The organism is Gracilibacillus timonensis, from assembly GCF_900086715.1.
GTDB lineage: Bacteria > Bacillota > Bacilli > Bacillales > Amphibacillaceae > Gracilibacillus > Gracilibacillus timonensis.
On sequence record NZ_FLKH01000012.1, the window covers coordinates 1,400,984 to 1,421,724 of the forward strand.

Here is a 20,741-nt window from a genome sequence, read left to right on the forward strand (position 1 = left end):
TTACCCTTCTTTCTCCACTTTTTTTACAAAATTATCACGTTCTTGATTAGTTTCCGTTATTGGCCTGCCACCTTGAATAGCTTCTACAAAAGTATATACAGGTATCAGTTTCTCATCCTTTGTTTTGGTAATGCTTACAATAAGAGAAGAAGCAAAACGCTTTCCTGATTCAGCAAATCCAGTTGTGCGTTTGTAATGATACTTATTAGTATCTTGTTTGATTTCATGGGCTGCTTTATCTACTCTTTGAAGAAAATCCTCCACTTTACTAACTTCTTTGCCTAAACGAATTTCCTCAATAATTGGGTGATTTCTCTTGGTATGACCTTGTTTATTTTTTATAGTAGATGGTTTTTCCACTTTATATGGACAATTATCGTTAAAATTGTTTAACTGTTGAACCATCCAGTCTAATAAATCAGAATGGTTGGACATATTTGGAACAATAAAACACCCCCTACCTCGGCGACTCCTACCACCAATCCCGCCAAGTATGGCTGATAGTTTTAACAAATTTATGTACCATCGGATGGACATATCTGCTTTTTCCTCCATACGATAACCCTTATATCTCAAAATAATATCAAATAGCGAATCTTTTTGAATCGTATGTGCAATTGGATTCCGTCGTCCTTGTTCTTTATAGAAAAATAATTTTGATGAGGTATCTACTATATCAGCATTTCTGTTCTGTTGAGATTCATACATTTGTATGCTTATTGGTGACGCTTTACTCTGTGCGTCTCCAAAGTAGATCGATTCATGTTGAAATAGGTCTGTTGTTGTTTGAGTCATTTTTGCCATTCGATAAGTTTGCCTCATAAGAGCTTTTAATTCGGTAGATCGCAGTTCCGGTTTTGTTTTTAATCCATTATCAAGATTTCCATGCGACAACATGGGACTAATAACCTCACAATGAAGTATTTCTTTTGCAATTTTAGATTCTATCAAATTTCCCTCCCTCCATCTTCTGTTTCTCCTCTATTAAACATATCTACATATGCTTTATGAGGGAATAACATTGGATTGTTAATTAGCATTAATATTTGGTTTAGCATAAAATTAAATGATAATAAAGAGACTTCTGTCTTACCTATTGTTTTGTCCCATACGCGATAATCGTCGATAGAGTAGTTATCTTCTAAACCCCATTCTACTTTAGTAGATTTGTTTTCTTCCATTCCTTCTCGCGAGTGGTTTAACTCATCATAGTAACTTGATAATAACTCACCCTCTTTCTTTCCTGTGATTTGAATTCGTTGTTCTTGCTGTGTTTTCTTTGCATGAACTATAAAATCAAAGTCCAGTTTGTCTGTGTTTTTTTCTGTCTCTCCTAGATAACACAATATTAAAAGCGGACGTGTTGCCGTTTGAGTCGTTGATTGAGATGATTGGTCTGAGTAACCTACTATTCGTGGTTGCATACGAGCGATTCCTCTTCGTGATGTTTTTAAATTCTTTACAGATTCGCACCAATCATTTAATTGCTCGCACTTCAGGACTTTACTTTTACATTCCACAGCTACTGCAACTGCTTCAATCGGAATAAATTTTATCTTCCCTTTTTTTAATATATACGGTGTATACATTTCATCCAGTATAGCTAAATCTACTTCATTAGAAATTCGACCACTCGAATCTATCAAAAAAACCGAATGCTCTACTACAAATTTCTTCGGAATCATATCTTGGAACCAATCACTCCAAATTTCTTCTCTAAAAGTTCCTACCGTAGTACCATGTGGATGCTCAAAATACAATTGATTTACCATAGATACTTCTTCGCTCATATAGTTGTGAATTAACTGCTTCACTATTTCTGTTTTACCAGTAGTCATAACTACCACCTCTTTCCTGATATTTTTAGTTATACCATTACTATTGAATATTTACTATTAATATTCAATAAAGGGTATATTATACTTTTAATAATACTATAGTATCATATAAATATATAAAAATCCTCAATTTTTATATTTAATTTTAGCCTTTTAAACCTATATTATATTTTGTATCAATAGTGTTGCAAAAACATAAAATCTTGTCGCTTGCTTTAAATGAACAATCAAATAGAAAAACCTTCTGTATCTTTGTCTTACAATCAGTGTATAAGAGATGGTACTACATTTATAGATACTTGGTTATTAATCGCTTACTTTATACTATGAATCAATCCGCTATTTTTTTCTAAATCGAAACTGGGGACAGCTATCCTTTCGATAATTAGTTATCTAATCGGGGCGAATGTGATAATTTCTAACCCATGAAAAAACGGGTAAATTCCGCACGGACCTTTATTATTCACCCGAAACTTGATACGTACTGCCGATAAGACGTATTGTGGCAAGTAGCTGGAATACCAAGGATTAAATCAAAAAACCGAATGGAATTTTCTCCATTCGGTTTCTGATTTAACGTGCATGACGATTCATTTTTCTTTTTCTGTATGCCCGTGGCGGTCCTAAGACTTCTGACATGATGATGCCTTGAGCAACTCCTTTGCGACTAAGGTTGGTCCGTATATCAAAGGATTCATTACTCTTATATGGCTGCTTATATCTAGTGCTTGCTTTTTCTTGAAGGGTATCTTGAAACTCTTCATATTTACTGAGTTTATCACGTTGTGTTTGCTTTCGCTTTTGCTGAGCCTTCTGCAATTCTTTTTTCAGCTGGCTCATCTGCTCACGCTTTTGTCCGCCATAATTTTCTTCACCAATACCTCCGGTTTCACCAATCTTGCCTTTTTCGCCAAGATCGCCAGCAGTGCCTATACTTCCTATTCGCTGACCATCACCAGAATTTCTCGTTTCCGCTTCCGGGTTTGATCTTGTACGATATTGTTGCTGTGTTGTTTGACGTTGTTGTTGTTGCTGTTGCTGCTGCCCTGTTCTAGGTCGCTGCTGCTGTTTTTGTTGATCCTCTTTTTGCTTACTCAGACCGAGCACCCATACAATCAGTGCAATAATCGGAACAATAAATGTAAATAAGTCTCCCATGAACATCTTCCTTTCAAGGACTATCTATACGGATAGAATGGGAAGCCTTTAGTTGTTATAGTCATCCTCGTCGCGATCAGATTCGGATAGTTTTCCGATGGAATCACGCATATCTGTGTCGGCATCGATGTTCTGATAATTCATGTAGTCCATCACACCCATATTGCCAGATCGTAAGGCTTCTGCCAATGCTTGAGGCACTTCTGCTTCTGCTTCGACCACTTTCGCACGCATTTCTTGTACCTTGGCAACCATTTCTTGCTCTTGAGCAACGGCCATGGCACGGCGTTCTTCCGCTTTTGCTTGGGCAATGTTTTTGTCTGCTTCCGCTTGGTCTGTCTGTAACATTGCACCAATGTTTTTACCGATATCCACATCGGCAATATCAATGGAAAGAATCTCAAAAGCTGTTCCTGAATCTAAGCCTTTGGTTAAAACAGTCTTCGAAATCGTATCTGGATTTTCTAACACTTGCGTATGAGCCTCTGAGCTACCAATCGTACTTACAACACCTTCCCCTACACGGGCAATAATCGTTTCTTCACCAGCACCACCGACTAATCGGTCAATATTGGCACGAACGGTAATACGTGCTAATGCCTTTACCTCAATACCATCCATTGCGATACCTGCGATAAAAGGTGTTTCAATTACCTTCGGATTAACACTCATCTGTACTGCCTCTAACACGTCACGGCCAGCCAAGTCAATCGCTGCACATCGTTCAAAGCTTAATTCAATATTTGCTCGTTGTGCGGCAATTAATGCATTGACTACCCGGTCTACATTACCACCAGCCAAAAAGTGACTCTCTAACTGATTGGTCGTAACACCAAGGCCTGCTTTATGAGCCTTGATTAACGGGTTAATTACTCGAGAAGGTACAACCCTTCTTAAACGCATCCCGATTAAGGTAAAGATGCTTACCTTTACCCCTGCTGCTAATGCACTAATCCAGAGCATCACTGGAATAAAGGTAAATAAAATAGCAACCGCAATAACGATAAGACCAATTATAATAATTGGAATAATGATATTTTCATTTCCACCCATGTAACATCCTCCTAAAATCTATTGTGTTATTTCTCTTACTACAATACGCGACCCTTCTACTTTTATGATCTTCACAGGAACATTCGGCCCAATAAAACCGCCCTCTGACACTACATCCAGGCGTTCGTCATCAAACTCAGCTGCTCCCGAAGCATGCAACGGAGTCACCGTCACACCTTCCATTCCTACTAATTCCATACGGTTGGAGGTTGATACATAGCCTAGATCAGAAGAAGTAGAATCCTGTAAGATTACTCGGCGAAATATACCCTTCTCTAAACCAATCGTTTTAAATAAAATAACCGCCACGACAATACTTGCGATCAGTGCAATAGCAATACTCATTGTCATATTACCGACATCATCCGTCGACATGTACAAGGCAGCAACTATTGCACCCACTCCAATGAAGCCAAGAATGCCTCCAGGAGCAAAAATCTCAATAATAATTAATACAAGGCCAAGTAATAATAATAACATGGTTTCATAACCGGCCAGTCCTGCTACAATATGTCCGTAAAAGTATAAGACAAGGGAAGCTATCCCTATCGATCCCGGTATACCAAAGCCAGGTGAATACAATTCTACAATCAAACCAATACTTGCGAGGGATAAAAGGATCGGTACCACAACCGGATTCGTTAAGAACCTTGCCAGTCCTTCTGCAACCGTCGTTTCTGTTTCTATTATTTCAGCATTCGCTAGAGATAATTCATTTAATAGTCCGGTACGGTGATTGACGATACCTTGCGCATAATCCACTTCAACTGCATAATTAGCGTCAAGAGTTAGAAATTCACCTTCAGGAGCACCGTATTCTGGGAGGTCTAAACTTTGATTAGCCATTGCCTCTGCGTACAACGGATCCCTGTCTTTAGAAGAAGCGGCACCTCTCATACTAGCAATCCACGCAGACTGAGCTTTTTTATCCGCAGCATTACCATCAGCAGTAATCACACCACTGGCACCCATGTTTGCTTGAGGCTTCATATAAATATTATCCGTATTAAGGGCAATATAAGAACCAGCAGACAAGGCTTTTACCGTAATAAAAGAAGTAGTCTCCACCTCTAAATCTTGTAATATCTCACCGATATTTTCCGCAGCATCGACTCGTCCGCCAGGTGTATTGATCTCTAAAATAATATGGTCGGCATTCGCTTCCTCTGCCTCGGTGGTGGTACGTTTAATAAACGCCTCCAAACCTCTTTCTACTTCATTTTCAATGGGAATAACATAAACAAGCTTTCCTTCCCCATTGTCCTCGGCTGAAACCGAGACGTTTGTTTGCTGACAATAGAATCCAAATAACAACACTGTTGCCATCGTGGTAAACAATACATAGAGAATCCTCTTTTTCAACTATGTCCCCCCTTTCTCAGCTCTAATAATCCCTCCTACTGTTACGTATATTATGTACACGAGGTTTCAAAAAATTCGCGTATTGTTCCATACCTTGATTCTACCACAACTCTTATCCAGTAGAAAAGGATTTCATCATTTCAGGGTAACGAGAAAGGTCATTATCTCGTTACTATTACTTTTGCATCCTAATATAGGTGGTGAGCTTAGTGCGGAGATTTTATCCTGCTTAAGAATAATTGAAAAAACGAGAAGTATACTTAAAGAATTGATTTTCGCTCTGACTTTGTGCGTTATTTTCGATATAGGGAGACACTTTACCAAGTTTTGACTTGACATCAAAATACAAAAAGACCCCTGACTATCACAGCCAAGGATCTTTTATTGATGAATGAATATATCTGATTCCGTTTATGATAAATTCTTTTGAACGAATTGATTCACTCTCGCACCTTCTGCCTTTCCTTTTACTTTAGGCATTAAGCTGCTCATTACTTTCCCCATGTCTTTTTTTGATTGGGCTTGCACTTCTGCAATCGTCTGAACAACTATCTCTTCTAATGCTTCATCCGAAAGCTGTTCTGGCATATAGGATTGAACCACGGTAATCTCTTCTTCCAGCTTACCGGCAAGATCCTCGCGCCCAGCTTCTTTAAACTCGTGGAGGGAATCTTTTCTCTGTTTTAATTCTCTTGATAAAACAGTTAATTCTTCATCATCCGTTAATGTGTCTTTTTGTAACTTAATGGCTTCATTTTGCATCGCTGCCTTGACCATTCGAATAACGCCTAATTTTAACTTTTCTTTATTCTTCATCGCTTGCTTCATATCCTGGTTCAATTGTTCAACGATTGCCACTGATTACACCCTCTTTAGAATTTACGCTTTCTAGCCGCCTCTGATTTCTTCTTGCGGCGTACACTAGGTTTTTCATAGAATTCACGTTTACGATATTCTGATAATGTACCAGATTTTGATACACTACGCTTAAAGCGACGAAGAGCATCTTCTAGTGACTCGTTTTTACGTACGCGAGTTGTGTTAGACATGCAAATTTCCCTCCCTCCGAAGCATACAACAAATTAATACAACATATGAACGGTACACATATGTTTGCATATTATTATAATATAACCACTTTTATTGGTCAACCGTTATCCATCAGAAAATTAGAGAATCATAAAGTGATGTACTACTAGGCATTAAAAACAGTTGTGTCATCCATGATTCTAACAAATGTACCTTCATTATATGGGTACCCTGCTTTATTTATTTTCACACGGACAATCTCCCCAATCATATCCTTGGTACCTTCAAACTTCACTTTTAGATAATTATCGGAGTAACCAACCAACATATTAGGGTTTTCCTCATCGACCGTTTCTTCTGGGATCACTTCGACTACCTCATTTTCATATTGCTTGGCATAAGCAAGTGCCTGTTGATTTGATTGCTCTACTAATGCTTGTACTCGTTTATGTTTGATATTATCATCTACCTGATTATCCATTCTTGATGCAGGTGTTCCCGTTCTTTTGGAGAATGGGAAGACATGCAATTCGGAATAACCAATTTCCTTGATGAAATCGACCGTTTCTTGAAATTCTTGTTCCGTTTCACCTGGAAAGCCAACAATAACATCCGACGTGATTGCTAAGTGCGGTAATGCCTTTTGAATTTTAGCGACCCTTTTTTTATAAAAATCGCTTGTATACTTACGACGCATACGCTCCAATACCGAATCGGAACCAGATTGTAATGGGATATGCAAGTGAGGCACTACTTTCTCCGATGCGTCTAACACCTCAATTACTTCATTGGTAATTTGACTAGCTTCAATGGAAGAAATCCGAATTCGTCTCAAGCCTGGCACTTCTGTTTCTAACTCACGTAATAATTGGGCAAAGTTATAATCCTTCATGTCTTCCCCATAACCAGCCGTATGTATACCAGTTAGGACGATTTCTTTATAGCCTGCTTCGACTAAGTTCCGAGCTTGTTTCAACACATTCTCTGGTTCACGAGAGCGCAGCAAACCTCTTGACCATGGTATAATACAGAAGGTGCAGAAGTTGTTACATCCTTCTTGAATTTTAAGAGACGCGCGCGTTCGATCAGAAAACTCAGGGACATCCATTTCCTCAAATACACGATTTTTCATGATGTTGGCGACCCCATTGATCGGTTGACGGTGTGTTTGATGTTCTTCAATATACTGAATCATTTTGCCGCGATCCTGTGTCCCAACTACTACATCAACACCTGGGATCTCCATGATTTCACCAGGAGAAGTTTGCGCATAACAGCCCGTTACACAAACCACGGCGTCTGGATTGTTACGAATCGCTCGGCGAATGACTTGCCTGCTTTTTTTATCGCCTGTATTGGTTACGGTACACGTATTAATTACATACACATCAGCATGGTGATCGAAGTCCACGCGTTCGTATCCAGCATTCTTGAATTTTTGCCAGATCCCTTCCGTTTCGTAATGATTCACCTTACATCCCAGCGTATGGAAGCTTACGGTTTTTGGCATTTTTTCAGCCATTTATATATCATCCTTTCATTGCTGTATCATTAAATAAACGCTAACTTTCATCATAGCATAGATCAGGAAATCTTTCCCCAAAAAAGGTTGACGACTTTCCTCATCTGCTTTTCTTCTGTCAATTCATGAAAAATTTAATTTTTCTGTACATAGACTATCATTTTAACATAGTTTATCGGATTCTTTCCATTACTGTATCTAATTCGTATTTTATTTTCAACGCCTATGTACTTCCTTCCAGCCACTTTCGTTAAAGTATCGTTATTTCTTACAACTATAATGATGCCTTAACGGTATCTTCATACATGCATTACTAATTATCATCGGTATCCAAAAGAACTTGAACTCCCCCTAATTAATACTCAAACTGAAAAACATGAAAAAACCGCGATGCCTATACTGATTATAGTATCAAAAAACAGAAAGCTATCCAGCTCTCCTCCCTCATGAATGATTGCTGTGATGTAATAGGCAGCAATTCCTGCAAAAAGAAAAAAATCAGAGCAAGATGCAACCTCAAAGCTTTTTTAGCATGTGACTTTACTTCTGCTTTCCACACTACCCAAATAATCATTGGCAGAAGAAGTGGCAGACTTAATGCAGATAATAACTTCTTTTTTCATGTCTATCTCCTGACATATTATAAATTCATTCCATCACTTGATTCATCGCAAATAAGGAGTATTCCTCTCCGTCCATGTAAAATTTAGTATATTTTCCATTAAATAACTATATAGGTCGTCAAATACTTCAAAATAAGTCCTAAATCATTTTTAATACTCTAAGGTATATTTATCCTTCCCAAAGATCAAATAAGATGATTAATTACTAATCTAATCGTTTTTATAGTTACGTGATATAATCAGTGTATGAATAAACTTGTTAATCATTTTGTAGACAATATTTCATTAAAAAAGGAGGTGGATTTCCATTGGATAAGGAGACGATTTTCACTATTTTTATTTTGCTTCTTACGATTATAGGTACGTATATTTTCTATAAAATTTACGTAAGGCTGCTCATCAAAATAATGGTTCATCGGCATAAAAAAGCTTAGCAAAGGAACCATACCAAATCAAAAGTTGATGAAAATGTATAACCGCTTCAAACGAAATCCTGATCAATCGCTAACCGTTGTGACCTCACAGCCGAAGTACCTCCTTCATTTTTCACTTTTCTTTTTTGACAAGTGTAAAGAAAAAAATAAAACCGATTAGTGTCGTTGTAAATATAACCGTCCCCATCGGCACCGCTGAGGCCTCATTAATGCCTGCGAGTGGTGAACAAATGGAACCAAGTAATAACGGGAGCATGCCTAAAACAGCGCTCGCACTACCTGCGCGATGATCCTGTTTCGCCATTCCCAATGTAAACGTGCTTGTCAATATCATCCCCATCGTTGTCATATAGATGAAAATGAATAGCACAATCAGTACTAAAGGTCCTTCTACAACCGTCGTGACAAGTAATGCAGAAGTGACGATAAGTGCAGACACAACAGCTGTCTGCAGCATCTTCTTTTCAGCGATGATTCCACTGAAACGTCCGATTATAAAACTACCGGTAATAATGGCTAATCCATTGATACCAAATAGTACACTAAATACTTGGGGGGATACCCCATAAATATCTTGATAGACAAACGGTGTTCCAGAAACGTAAGCAAAGCTGCCACCATGGACAAAACCGACAACTAAAGCATAACCGATAAAGGAACGATCTTTCAGCAAACTGCCCATGGTTTTCACGGAGGCACCTGCCGAACTCGGAATGCGCTTATGTAATGGCAGGGTTTCTTTTAGTTTCCATGCTACCGTGGCAACGATCAGTAATCCGACTATACTTAAAAAGAAGAAGATGCTTTTCCAATTGGTCGATTCAAATGATAGAATTAAACCGCCAATCATAGGTGCGATCATCGGTGCGATCGCATTAATCACCATCAATAACGAGAAAAACTTCGTAAGCGCCGGTCCGCTGAACACATCTCGAACAACGGCCCGTGACAGTACAAGTCCTGCCGAAGCAGTTAACCCTTGAAAAAACCGCATCGTAATCAACACCACAATATTAGGGGCTATCGCACATAGAATGGATGCTAAAGAAAATAAAAGCGTAGCAATCACTAATGGCTTCTTTCTCCCCTGTGCATCACTAATCGGACCAGCAAATAATTGCCCGATCGCAAGACCTAGTAAACAAGCCGTTAAACTCGCTTGTACAAGCGTAGCACTGGTATCTAAATCCAGCGCAATTTCCGGAAAACTTGGTAAATACATATCAATGTTCAATGGTCCTAGAAAAGCAAGTAACCCTAGCAGTAAAGCTAATCCCCATCGATTTGCTCCTACCGGATTATGCTGTATGGTTACATCTTTTTCTACATTCAATGATGATTTCTCCTCACAACAATATCGTTTGAAATGGTCTATGTATATATATAAAGTTTAATTTTTTTCTTATTGATCTGTCAAATCTTTCAAATATTCTCGCTCAACCAACTAATCTATCGTAAACATGGTTAAATGGCGAATGCCTCCTGTCTTATTCATTCTCTTCTCTTTTTTATAAAATGGTAGATGGTTTTGCATACGAAATAGAGAATACCAAATGGTGCAATGACCAAACCAAAAAGATACACGATAAAGTTAAGCAGGTAATGAAATTGCGCCAGATAGATGGAAGAATCCATCTTATCACTAAATCGAAACCCTATCAGTATATCATAAATCATTTTGGCAAAGGGATATAAAACAAAAGACACGACGATATACGCCAAATCGACAGCATTTGATAAATGAAACAAAAAGTAGGTAAACATGGCGAGAATAAGACCAAATCCATATGCTTTTCCTATGTATTTACTGTTGATTTCTCTACGTCGTTTTTCTTCTTTGCGCTCGGCCTTCATTTGATCATGAATGGTATAATTCGCCGCCACGGCACGGCTATCTAACTCACGAACTACCTCTTCCCTGTCTTTCCGTTTCACCTGTCCCCACATAATCGCAAATGGAGATGCCTTCATCGCTTTATTTAATTTATTTAAATGTCGTGTACGCTGAGACATTAGCGTAAGATATTCTGTTTCCTTATATAGTTTGACTTCAAACGATTTATTGAGATGCACCTCTTGCATACGAAATCCTTGTATGTCCTCCCATTTTATAGGCATCGTACATTTCGAAGTATAAATAATTAATTCATCTTCTGTTAAAAGGAGGTAGGGTTCACCATTCCACACTCTTTTAATACCGCCATACGCTATCCAGACAAGGAGGATAGCCACACCTATCCCTATGCCACCAATCAACCAATCTCCTTCCATAAAAGCAAATACAGCTATCCCCAAGCTGCATACGGCGAACACCAGCAAAATAAGGGCTACAAGCGTAAGTTTTATCTTGGGGGAATAATAATAAAGGCCTGGTGTGCTTTCCCTATGTATCGAAGGATTTTGTTGCAAATGAGTCATTGCTTATCTCTCCCTTTAACTATCGGCCAGAATATGTCCCATCCGTCAAATATAACCTCACTCTTCTGCACGTTTAAGATCGCGAAAATTTCCTAAGCCTTCGTGACCTTTGACATATTCCAGTTCATATGTATCGATTAATTCATCTCGATAATCTGCCACATCTATGTATTTCGCTTTTAATTCCTCGGTATTAAAAAAATGATCCACAACTGACCACTCATCACTTTCATAATAATCAACCGATTCTTCCATGTAATCCTTCGCAAGCTCTTCTGCTTCGATTTGCATATCATTCCATTCATCTACTTCTTTATTTGCTGTGTCCGCAGATTCCAATTGATCCAGGACTTCATCCATAACTGGTACGATTTCGTTCTCGACAAGGAGAGCGGCCTCCTCTATTTTTCCTGCGCTTTCAAGTTCTTGCTGCATTGATTCTAGATCGTTCAGTTCGGTTTCCTTCATTTTATTGATAGGTACCCAGACTTCATTATTATATTGAATCAATTCTTCAGCTATTTCCTCTTTATCACTGCAAGAGGCTAGCAGCAGCAAAGAACATGCGGTAATGACAAGAATCATTCGTTGTTTCATCGTCATCTCCTTCCCGTAAAATGTTTGTCATTCATTACTTTAAGCACGTATCATTTTTCCTCCCTCATTATACGCTTGCTGCTTGGTCAACTCAATGATTTGATACACAGTTTTCACATGCGTTAACATGTATACTAGAAAATGGCGCGAAGACTTTTTGACGTAAAAATTTTCGTGTTACAATAAATTATGAAGTACACGCTAAGCGTTTTTCAATATATTAAGGGAGTGATTGCGATGGATCTGGAAAAAGAAATCGAACAGCTACAACAAATCATGGATGAACAAGATAAACTCTTTGAAAGACTTGGACGCAAGCCAAATAAAATAGAGTATGATGAAAATGGCTATATTATGGTTGATATGCATGATAAGCGTCAAATGCAGTTATGGTCAGGTTAATACACTATCTCGTGCTACAGGATAATAACGCCTCAAAAAACAGCTATAAAACCTTGATTTGATAGCAGGATTGCAGCTGTTTTTTCTGTTTCTTAACTATCATAACTAATCTTGATCATTTTCTGTCTGAATGACCGTACAAAAAGAATATATTAAAGTGTCCATTGGATCAGTAATCCTGCGTGCGCTAATCCGCCGCCGAATCCATATAATAATACCTTGTCTCCATATTGGAGTTTCTTTTCCATTACCCCTTTGTCTAGCGACAGTGGTATGGTTGCTGAAGAAGTGTTGCCAAAATCAACTAAACTATGTAATGTCTGATCGATTGGATAGCCACTTCTTTCACAAATCGATTCAATCATTCGTAAATTGGCACTATGTGGTACAAACCAATCCACTTCGTTTAAAGGTATAGAGGCTTTCTCCATTACCTGTTGCATGACTTTTGGCACCGTTGCAACTGCCCATTTGTATACCTCACGCCCATTTTGTACAATTTTATCCGTATCGGCTAACGTTTCCTCAAACATACGATGGGATAAATTCGCACAATATAAGTGCTTTCCGCTTTCTCCTTCTGATCCTAAATACGAAGCAAGAAAACTTGGCTGCTCCTCGTCCCATTCGACAAGAGCCGCTCCTGCACCATCTCCAAATAAAATGCATGTGGTTCTATCCTTATAATCTGTGACTTTCGATAATGTTTCTGCTCCAACAACCAAAATTTTCTTGTTTAAACCAGCAGTTATTAACCCATTAGCTACATGCAATCCATAAGTAAACCCTGCACAGGCTGCATTTAAGTCAATGGCTCCGGCATGTTTAATACCTAGCTTTGCCTGTACTAAGGAAGCCACACTTGGCGTTTTAAAATCAGGAGTTAAGGTACAAACAATAATCATATCCACATCTTCCATGGATTGATCATACCGTTCCATCAAGTTTCTAGCTGCCTTAAAACTGATATCACTGGTGAATTCCTCTTCAGCAGTAATTCTTCGCTCTTGAATGCCCGTACGTTGAACAATCCATTCATTATTGGTTTTCACTAATTGCTCTAAATCATCATTGGTCAACCTTTTTTCTGGTACGTATGAACCGATTGCGGTAATTCGAGCCTTAGATGTATTCATGCTAAAACCTCCTCGATTAAAGTAATCACTTCCTTTCTATTTTATCACTTGTTATTAGTACCAGCTACTAATTTGAATGATACGGGGCTATTATTTTGTTTCCTACCTGCAATACACGCCAAATAGGATTGGAATAGTTAGCCTCTGATAAATCTTAACATCTTTTCCATTCGTTGCTGCTTGCGTATCTTGTGATAATTTGAAAAGGGACAGCCTCCTTCTCGTACTCGTTCCAGCACGTTGCCAATCCTAAATAACGTCGGATCAAGATCTGCATTCACTTCGTGCCAATACAATGGTGTGGAGACGGTGGCTTCCTTGGTCATCCGCGGAGAATACGGCGCAATCAGTGTTTTATCCTTGCCATGCTGGACATAATCTATATATAAACAATTCTTTCGCTTCTTTTTTATTCTTTCGGTGGTAAAACTGTCGGGATATGCTTCTTCCATTGTTTTCGCAATCGACATCGTTAAGAGCCCCGCTTCATCGTATGTCATACTACCTTCTTCTATCGGAATATATACTTGTAAACCTTTATTCCCTGATGTTTTCACGAAGGAAACAAGCTCTAAGTCATCTAATAATGATTTTATGATGTTGGCAGCTTTTACTGCCATTTGAAAATGATTCCGACTGGGTGGGTCCAGATCAAAGGCTATTTCCACTGGACTCTCTTTGCCCACTTTTTGAAATGGGATATGATATTCGATTGCCCCATGATTGGCCAGCCATATCAACTCCTCTAAATGATGGCATACCATATCCGTACCATTAGCCGATAAATCATCTGGCGCATAATCAGGCGGGTTTTTTTGAAAAAAAGATTCCTGATCCACCCCATTGGGACATCGAATGATCGTTAGTGCCCGATCGCTCAGAAATGGTAGCAGCCAAGGGGAAACTTCTCTCAAATAGACCAGTAAATCTGTTTTTGTATAGTGATTAGGCCAGAGATTCTTTTCCACATTAGTGATGTCAATAGATGCAGGTAATTGAGCCATGTCCAATCGTAGCTTATTCAAGGTACAATCCTCGTTAGAAACGGAAGGATCGATTTGCTTAAAATGAGGCTCTCTTAACTCACCACCATATAAATCTAATGTATGAATATTGCCAGTAATCGCAGGCGGCAATTGGTATATCCCGTTTTCTAATTCTCCTTTTTCTTTAAAAAATGCTTGCACCATACGAATAGAATCTTCAGGGCCATATTTACATGTTCCAATATCGATGAATTGATCGTTATCACGTACCTTCACGGTAAAATAGTCATTACTGGGATTGTACGCTGTTACGATTCCTTGAATTTCTCTCCAGTTTTTAATTTTGAACCAATCATGATGGTCCTTCCCTCTTTGATACATGCTTTTTTTCCTCTTAGCTATCGTTCCCTCACTTTGTGAAGCAAAGACTACTTTTTGCACCTCTGTCACAGATGTAAAAGTCGCCACATAGCTTAAAAAAGTGTGATCGGGAATGAGCTGCAATAGCTGCTGAAGCATTTCTTTTCGCAGGGATAACGTATCTTGACGAACATCATCTCCATTTATTTCTAACAAATCAAATACCATAAATGTTGCTGGTCTTTGTTTTGCCTGTTTTACGATTCGATCCGTATTTCGCATCCTACCTCGAACTTGTATTTGAGCGAAATTAGCTTGATACGTATGGTTTAAGATAACTAGCTCACCATCTACTACCAACGGCAGTTTGTTGCTGACATAAGTGTGATTAGCCTTACACCAATCGATTATCTCCGGAAATTGTTTGGACATATCACGATCATTCTTGCTTACCAGCCTAATATTTTCATTTTCCCATATTAATTTACAGCGAAAACCATCATACTTGACTTCATACAGCCATTCATCACCTGTTGGTATATCGGTTCTTTCTATTGGTTTCATCCAGTCCATGTGTGATCACCTCTATTCAATAGAATGCCTCCTTTTGTTTGATTTACTACTATTGCATAAAAAAACATATAAAGCAGCAAAATAAGCTCTAAAAAGGAAGTGTACTGATGCATACGATGTGGAAAGGAACCATAAGCTTCGGCCTGGTCAATATCCCAGTAAAAATGCATGCCGCAACGGAAAATAAAGACATTAAACTCCGACAGCTGCATAAAAAATGCAAAACACCGATCAAATATGAAAAAACATGTCCTCATTGTGAAGAAGAAATTAAAAATGATGATATTGTAAAAGCCTACGAATACGCAAACAATAAGTTTGTGATTTTAGACGACGAAGAGTTAGAGGCGCTTAAACAGGAGCAAGCAGATAAAGCAGTAGAAATCATCGACTTTGTTCAATTACAAGATATTGATCCCATTTACTTTGAAAAAAGCTATTATTTATCTCCCAATGAAGGGGGAGCTAAGGCTTATGCCCTTTTGCGAGAAGCCTTAACAGATTCAGGAAAGATTGGCATTGCCAAAATGATGATTCGTTCCAAGGAACAGCTGGCCATTATCCGTGTATATAAAGACGCTATCGTCGTCGAAACCATTCATTATCCAGATGAAGTTCGTGCCATTTCCGACGTACCTAATCTGCCAGAGCAGGAGGATATAGGCAAAAAAGAATTAGACACCGCCACGTTGCTTATTGATCAATTAACCACCGAATTTGACCCAGAAAAATATCAGGATAATTACCGTACCGCACTTCTTGAATTGATTGAAGCGAAGAAAAATAAGGAAGAAGTGGAAATCGGAAGGGGAACGAAGCCAGCGCCAGATAATGTGGTCAACTTAATGGACGCACTGCAGGAATCATTGGATCGTGTAAAAAAGGACAAACCAAAGCCAAAGCAAGCAAAGAAAAAAACAACGACAAAAAAGAAGAAAGCTACTTCCTAAGTAAAATTGTTCAAAAAGACCAATTCATACAAGTTATCGAAAAAGCTTGTCAACTCAGATATGACTCGTTTATCACTTGGTGACTGGCTTTTTGAACAATCTTTTTCACGAAAAAATTATACCATATAAGCATTGATCATATAAAAAATCCTTCAACTTACCCGAATCTCCCATTTCATAACAATCAGATAAAAGGGTATGAAATTCTTTTTTCCTGTTTCAATCAGTAATTTGTTGGCACAAATGTTGCTAGTTCTTTTATTACCATCCTAGAATAATTGTGAACGCATAGCCCAAACATCATACGAAAGAGCCCTGCAGCATCCAACACTTCCATACGATTGAATAAAAAGGATAAAATTCTAAATACTTAACATACATTTATTAAATTATTTCCATTCATGAATTCGTTCATTATTCCTCATAATAAATGATAAGGGGGGTATCTATCATGGGTGAAGGCAGCCAATTCAAAAGCGGAGACAAAGCTCCTAATAATGGAGTCTATATGGAAGTTGGTGAGACAGGCAGTAGTGTGGAAGATCCGCTTCAAATCTCCATGAAAGCTGGAGATACATTTCCAGAAACCAAAAACAAGGATCGCGTTTGGAAAAACAAACGCAGACAATCACGACAAAGTCCACAAAACAGTCGGCATACGTCTTAATGCAGCGAGGATGGGGGCTTCTTTTGCCCCCATTACCTTATGTTAGCATGGACGAAAAAGGTGCTTTGGCAAGGTAGATATAGTCAGGTTCTCCCTTTTCTTGAGGTACGGGAATTTCTTGTACTTCTGCGAAATATTTTTTGAGTTTATGAACAAAATCTTTCGACGAATGAGCGCTCCAAAAAGCTAATACGCCATTAACAGATAATAATTCGACCAATGAGCGAAGGGTATTCGCTTGGTATAAGTCCGCATTGGAGTTCGTTACTGTCCAGTCAGGTCCATTATCGATATCTAAGCAAATCACATCAAATCTATCTGTCGCTGTATTCATCCAGTCCAGCAAATCAGCTTGAATCAAATTCGTTCTCGCATCCGTTAAAGCATGGTTTGAAATGGTAGCAAGATGCGTACGGTTCCATTGAATAATAGCTTCTTCTATCTCAATCACGGTTACTCGAGCAACTTGTTTATGTCGCAATGCCTCGGCTAAAGAAAATCCAACTCCAAGGCCACCAATAAGTACATGTCGAGGGGCTTTTGTATTTTTTAATGCGGCACTTACTAAAAGCCTTTCCGATTCCCCATTATAGGTTGCCATTAAAAACGTCCCATTGCTTATGATTTCATAGTGACTGTCACGTTTTTGCAACTGTATATCCCCTCTGGGCGTCCGCACACGTTCTATAATATCAGGTGTTTGATCATACATTCTACACACATCCTTTATCACCACAATATGATTTTACCATTGGATAAAACACTTATTTAAGAAAGAGCAACAGCGATTACGCCAATCACCATGATCGCTGCAGCAATCATCCTTCTTCTTCCAAAATTCTCTTTAAAGAAAACTACTCCTAGTACCGCACCGATAAATATGCTTAATTCTCTTACCGGCGAAACATAACTCACTGGAGTCGTCACCATAGCTATTAGTATTAATATGTAAGCCAATGGATTTAAAATGCCTACACCAATTGTTTCCAACTTAAGGTATTTCCAATCTTGACGGATTTTCTGCCAATGCTTGTTAGCAAATGGAATCAGTAAAACCACCTGTCCCACAATACTGCCATAGCTTAGTAAGATAGGATGAATGACCGTCACGCTGACAATATACTTATCCAACAGCGAATAACTCGCAATCATACAACCGATCAACAGACCGTATAAAATCGCTGGCAGTACCGTTTTTTCTCGTAAAATTCGTAACCCGCCAGTGAATATAAACACACTGAACACAATGCAAAAAATCCCTAGTTTCCCAAGCCAATTCAGCTCTTCGTCTAATAGAAAAAATGCCGTAATGGCAATGATCATTGGACCAATTCCACGAGCGATCGGATAGACTAATGAAAAATCACCTATTCGATAACCCTTTTGTAAAGTTATAGCATACAGCAAATGTAAGCAAGCACTAGCCAGAATAAGCCCTAGCTCCAACCAGCCAAATTTGATATCGACCACTACTATAACTATGATGACTAAGGGGCTGTAGATCACTGCACTTACTAACATATATAACCATACAAAAGAAGTGCCCCCGGATGATCTTTTCGCTAAAAAGTTCCATGTTGCATGGATAGTAGCAGAGATCACGACAAGGGTTAATGCCCAAATCGACATCTGATTGCCCCTCCTTTATCCCATAAACTGTCTTTTCTAGATTTAATTAGATGGTTGGTTCTGTATCCATCGCAGCCATTTTACTAACCATACCTATTCGTTCAATCCCGTCCACTCCATACTTTTGGTATATAATATTTTTTGAATGTCTTCATTATACGAAACGGGGGCAGTCAGTTCTACCTTATTATCTTTGAAAAATTTACCGCTAACACCTTTTATATCGTTAGAGGCAGCCAAATAAACAGACGTATCCGCACCTTGTTCCGGTGATTTTGAAAACAATTTCATTATCGGTCTCAGCATTTTTGGTGCCATTCGCGTGGCTTGAGGTGTGTAAATAAAGCCTGGATGTAACGCATTTATGGTAACACCACTGTTTTCTAATGCTTTACTCATGTAATAGGTCATCATAAGCACAGCCGTTTTTGCCGTTTTATACGCCTGCATTCCCGAATAGTTGGAAACTGTTTGGGGGACAGCATCTTTTGGTTGAAAATGTTTGTCTTGTACAATGGAGGCTACATTAACAATCCTGGCTGGCTCGGAAGCCTTTAATTTATTTAGCAACAATTGTGTCAATAAAAAAGGTGCCAAATAATTAACCGCAAACGTCATCTCAAATCCATCACTATTGACCTGATATTGCCCAAATACTCCACCGGCATTGTTGATGAGCACGTCTAATGAAGGATACCCTTCCTCCACTTCTGCAGCTAGCTTTCTAATATCATGCTGGGAAGACAAATCAGCAACTAACAAATCAATGTTTTGGTTACCTGTAGTATCCATGATATGCTGGCGCGCCTCTGCTCCCTTTTGCACATTTCTGCAGACCATGATGATGAGATGACCTTGTTTAGCTAAATGATTAGCCGTTGCGAATCCAATTCCTGAATTAGCGCCTGTGATCAACATCGTTTTTGTATCCATTTAATACTCACCTTCTTATTTTCGATCGATTAAGTAAAGTGGGCCCTTTTCAAAACCATAATGAATACTTCCATCTATATCTTATCGAGACAATACCTTCTGTGCAAGTCAGGTGTTCTGCACAATCTATATAACCATACATTTCCCACTCGAAATGCACTTCCTATAAGAAAAACGTCTTCAGCTGGAACATTGGCAAATGAATGATGTTAATTCTGCATGCTTTGATATAATCTAGCCAGCGAAGGGAAACCATATATATATATCTTCTACTAAATCCCTTTCCGTCACATATACTGCTTATTCTGGATAAACAGCTTGTCTTTTGCCGCCTAGGAACAGAACCCTTGTCTTTCCTGCCACGACGGTTGCCATACTAGGTAATACGGTTCCTACCAATACAATACACACGGAAAATAATAAAATCAGCCAATTACCTTTTTGAATAAAAGCAGCAATTCCAAGTCCACCCAAGGCACCTCCAAAAAGATACATAAAGGTAACCAGGAGAATAATTTTAAACGAAACTGGCATGATCTATATATGACCTTTCGTTAAACGATGTAGGTTGACCAATTGATCCATCTTTTTTCTAAACATGCGATTTAGAGAAGACAGTAGAAAAATAATGAATGCCATAATAAAGGCGACAATGATTACATTCATGTATTTCGGAATACCTATCTCAAAATAATTGGCAAGCGGACTTAAAGTACTGGCCATAATAGATGCTACAATCGTCCATAAAAACGGAGAAGATCCCACTTTATTCTTTACTGCTGGTGCTGTTAATTCTTTTACGATTTCTGGATTTTCGAGTTTGTAGACATGGTTAGGGAGCAGCCAGTAAAGAAAAGGACATAACATCTTCCAAAGGGACCCTCCTCCCATATCCAGGATATATTGCTCTTCTTTTATCGCAAGGACTCGATACCTTACATTTTTCGCCACGAGCCGTACGGTGCATTTCATTCCTTACTCCCCATTTCTTCTGTTGCTATATCGATTAAAAAGAAAAAACATACATCCGCTTAACAGTCTCAATAAACTGTAAGTGACGTATGCTTTTTC

The 20,741-nt window shown here is 38.6% G+C and carries 19 protein-coding genes and 1 pseudogene; 3 read left to right on the forward strand and 17 right to left on the reverse strand.

Going from position 1 to position 20,741, the window contains the following annotated elements; translation table 11 throughout:
• The 11 genes from BN6556_RS17820 to BN6556_RS17870 form a co-directional block, all read right to left on the reverse strand.
• Positions 1-951 (reverse strand): RAMP superfamily CRISPR-associated protein, encoded by a 951-nt coding sequence (locus BN6556_RS17820; protein WP_066194113.1) that lies wholly within the window; start codon positions 949-951, stop codon positions 1-3.
• Positions 948-1,838, reverse strand: a complete 891-nt coding sequence (locus tag BN6556_RS17825) for a DUF6602 domain-containing protein (protein ID WP_066194120.1) — start codon at positions 1,836-1,838, stop codon at positions 948-950. The genes BN6556_RS17820 and BN6556_RS17825 overlap by 4 nt, the downstream gene beginning before the upstream one ends.
• 573 nt (positions 1,839-2,411) lie before the next feature.
• Positions 2,412-2,996: a hypothetical protein gene (locus tag BN6556_RS17830; RefSeq protein WP_066194124.1), complete on the reverse strand. Its 585-nt coding sequence runs from the start codon at positions 2,994-2,996 to the stop codon at positions 2,412-2,414.
• Positions 2,997-3,044: 48 nt separating this feature from the next.
• Entirely contained in the window at positions 3,045-4,049 is a 1,005-nt protein-coding gene (floA, locus tag BN6556_RS17835) for a flotillin-like protein FloA (RefSeq protein ID WP_066194126.1), read from the reverse strand.
• Between the two features lie 18 nt (positions 4,050-4,067).
• On the reverse strand, positions 4,068-5,375 hold the full coding sequence (locus tag BN6556_RS17840; protein WP_066196582.1) for an NfeD family protein: 1,308 nt from the start codon (positions 5,373-5,375) through the stop codon (positions 4,068-4,070).
• 447 nt (positions 5,376-5,822) lie between these two features.
• On the reverse strand, positions 5,823-6,269 hold the full coding sequence (locus BN6556_RS17845) for a GatB/YqeY domain-containing protein (protein ID WP_066194129.1): 447 nt from the start codon (positions 6,267-6,269) through the stop codon (positions 5,823-5,825).
• 14 nt (positions 6,270-6,283) lie between these two features.
• Complete coding sequence (rpsU, locus tag BN6556_RS17850; protein ID WP_018931586.1) at positions 6,284-6,460, reverse strand: 30S ribosomal protein S21; 177 nt, start codon at positions 6,458-6,460, stop codon at positions 6,284-6,286.
• 146 nt (positions 6,461-6,606) lie between these two features.
• Positions 6,607-7,950 carry a tRNA (N(6)-L-threonylcarbamoyladenosine(37)-C(2))-methylthiotransferase MtaB gene (gene mtaB / locus BN6556_RS17855; RefSeq protein WP_066196585.1) on the reverse strand — a complete coding sequence of 448 codons (1,344 nt, stop codon included), beginning with the start codon at positions 7,948-7,950 and terminating at the stop codon, positions 6,607-6,609.
• Between the two features lie 1,181 nt (positions 7,951-9,131).
• On the reverse strand, positions 9,132-10,328 hold the full coding sequence (locus BN6556_RS17860) for a Bcr/CflA family efflux MFS transporter (RefSeq protein ID WP_066196588.1): 1,197 nt from the start codon (positions 10,326-10,328) through the stop codon (positions 9,132-9,134).
• A 182-nt stretch (positions 10,329-10,510) separates the two neighbouring features.
• Positions 10,511-11,437, reverse strand: a complete 927-nt coding sequence (locus BN6556_RS17865; protein WP_066194132.1) for an STM3941 family protein — start codon at positions 11,435-11,437, stop codon at positions 10,511-10,513.
• 57 nt (positions 11,438-11,494) lie between these two features.
• On the reverse strand, positions 11,495-12,034 hold the full coding sequence (locus BN6556_RS17870; RefSeq protein ID WP_066194135.1) for a hypothetical protein: 540 nt from the start codon (positions 12,032-12,034) through the stop codon (positions 11,495-11,497).
• Between the two features lie 237 nt (positions 12,035-12,271).
• On the opposite strand from BN6556_RS17870, the gene BN6556_RS22185 reads away from it, so the two are divergent.
• Positions 12,272-12,436, forward strand: coding sequence for a hypothetical protein (locus BN6556_RS22185; protein ID WP_161485722.1), 165 nt, complete (start codon positions 12,272-12,274; stop codon positions 12,434-12,436).
• A 152-nt stretch (positions 12,437-12,588) separates the two neighbouring features.
• On the opposite strand, the gene BN6556_RS17875 is transcribed toward BN6556_RS22185, so the two are convergent.
• Both BN6556_RS17875 and BN6556_RS17880 read right to left on the reverse strand, forming a co-directional pair.
• Positions 12,589-13,572, reverse strand: a complete 984-nt coding sequence (locus BN6556_RS17875) for a ketoacyl-ACP synthase III (protein WP_066194138.1) — start codon at positions 13,570-13,572, stop codon at positions 12,589-12,591.
• 137 nt (positions 13,573-13,709) lie between these two features.
• On the reverse strand, positions 13,710-15,491 hold the full coding sequence (locus BN6556_RS17880) for a DNA ligase D (RefSeq protein WP_066194141.1): 1,782 nt from the start codon (positions 15,489-15,491) through the stop codon (positions 13,710-13,712).
• Positions 15,492-15,598: 107 nt separating this feature from the next.
• Between BN6556_RS17880 and ku the strand changes: the two genes are divergently transcribed.
• Together ku and BN6556_RS17890 are read left to right on the forward strand one after the other, a co-directional pair.
• Positions 15,599-16,441 (forward strand): non-homologous end joining protein Ku, encoded by an 843-nt coding sequence (ku, locus tag BN6556_RS17885; protein WP_066194144.1) that lies wholly within the window; start codon positions 15,599-15,601, stop codon positions 16,439-16,441.
• Between the two features lie 451 nt (positions 16,442-16,892).
• Entirely contained in the window at positions 16,893-17,108 is a 216-nt protein-coding gene (locus tag BN6556_RS17890) for a YjzC family protein (protein WP_066194147.1), read from the forward strand.
• A gap of 37 nt (positions 17,109-17,145) precedes the next feature.
• Here the strand turns inward: BN6556_RS17890 and BN6556_RS17895 are convergent, their stop codons facing one another.
• The 4 genes and pseudogenes from BN6556_RS17895 to BN6556_RS22560 all read right to left on the reverse strand — a co-directional run bounded on the left by BN6556_RS17895 (position 17,146) and on the right by BN6556_RS22560 (position 20,642).
• A complete protein-coding gene (locus BN6556_RS17895; protein ID WP_066194150.1) occupies positions 17,146-17,820 on the reverse strand; it encodes a spermidine synthase in 675 nt (224 codons plus the stop codon).
• Between the two features lie 56 nt (positions 17,821-17,876).
• The gene (locus BN6556_RS17900; protein WP_066194153.1) at positions 17,877-18,737 is read right to left on the reverse strand and encodes a DMT family transporter; all 861 of its coding nucleotides are present in this window, start codon (positions 18,735-18,737) and stop codon (positions 17,877-17,879) included.
• Between the two features lie 93 nt (positions 18,738-18,830).
• Entirely contained in the window at positions 18,831-19,670 is an 840-nt protein-coding gene (locus tag BN6556_RS17905) for an SDR family oxidoreductase (RefSeq protein WP_066194156.1), read from the reverse strand.
• A gap of 300 nt (positions 19,671-19,970) precedes the next feature.
• Positions 19,971-20,642: pseudogene (locus BN6556_RS22560) on the reverse strand (DUF443 family protein).
• Positions 20,643-20,741: the final 99 nt, after the last annotated feature.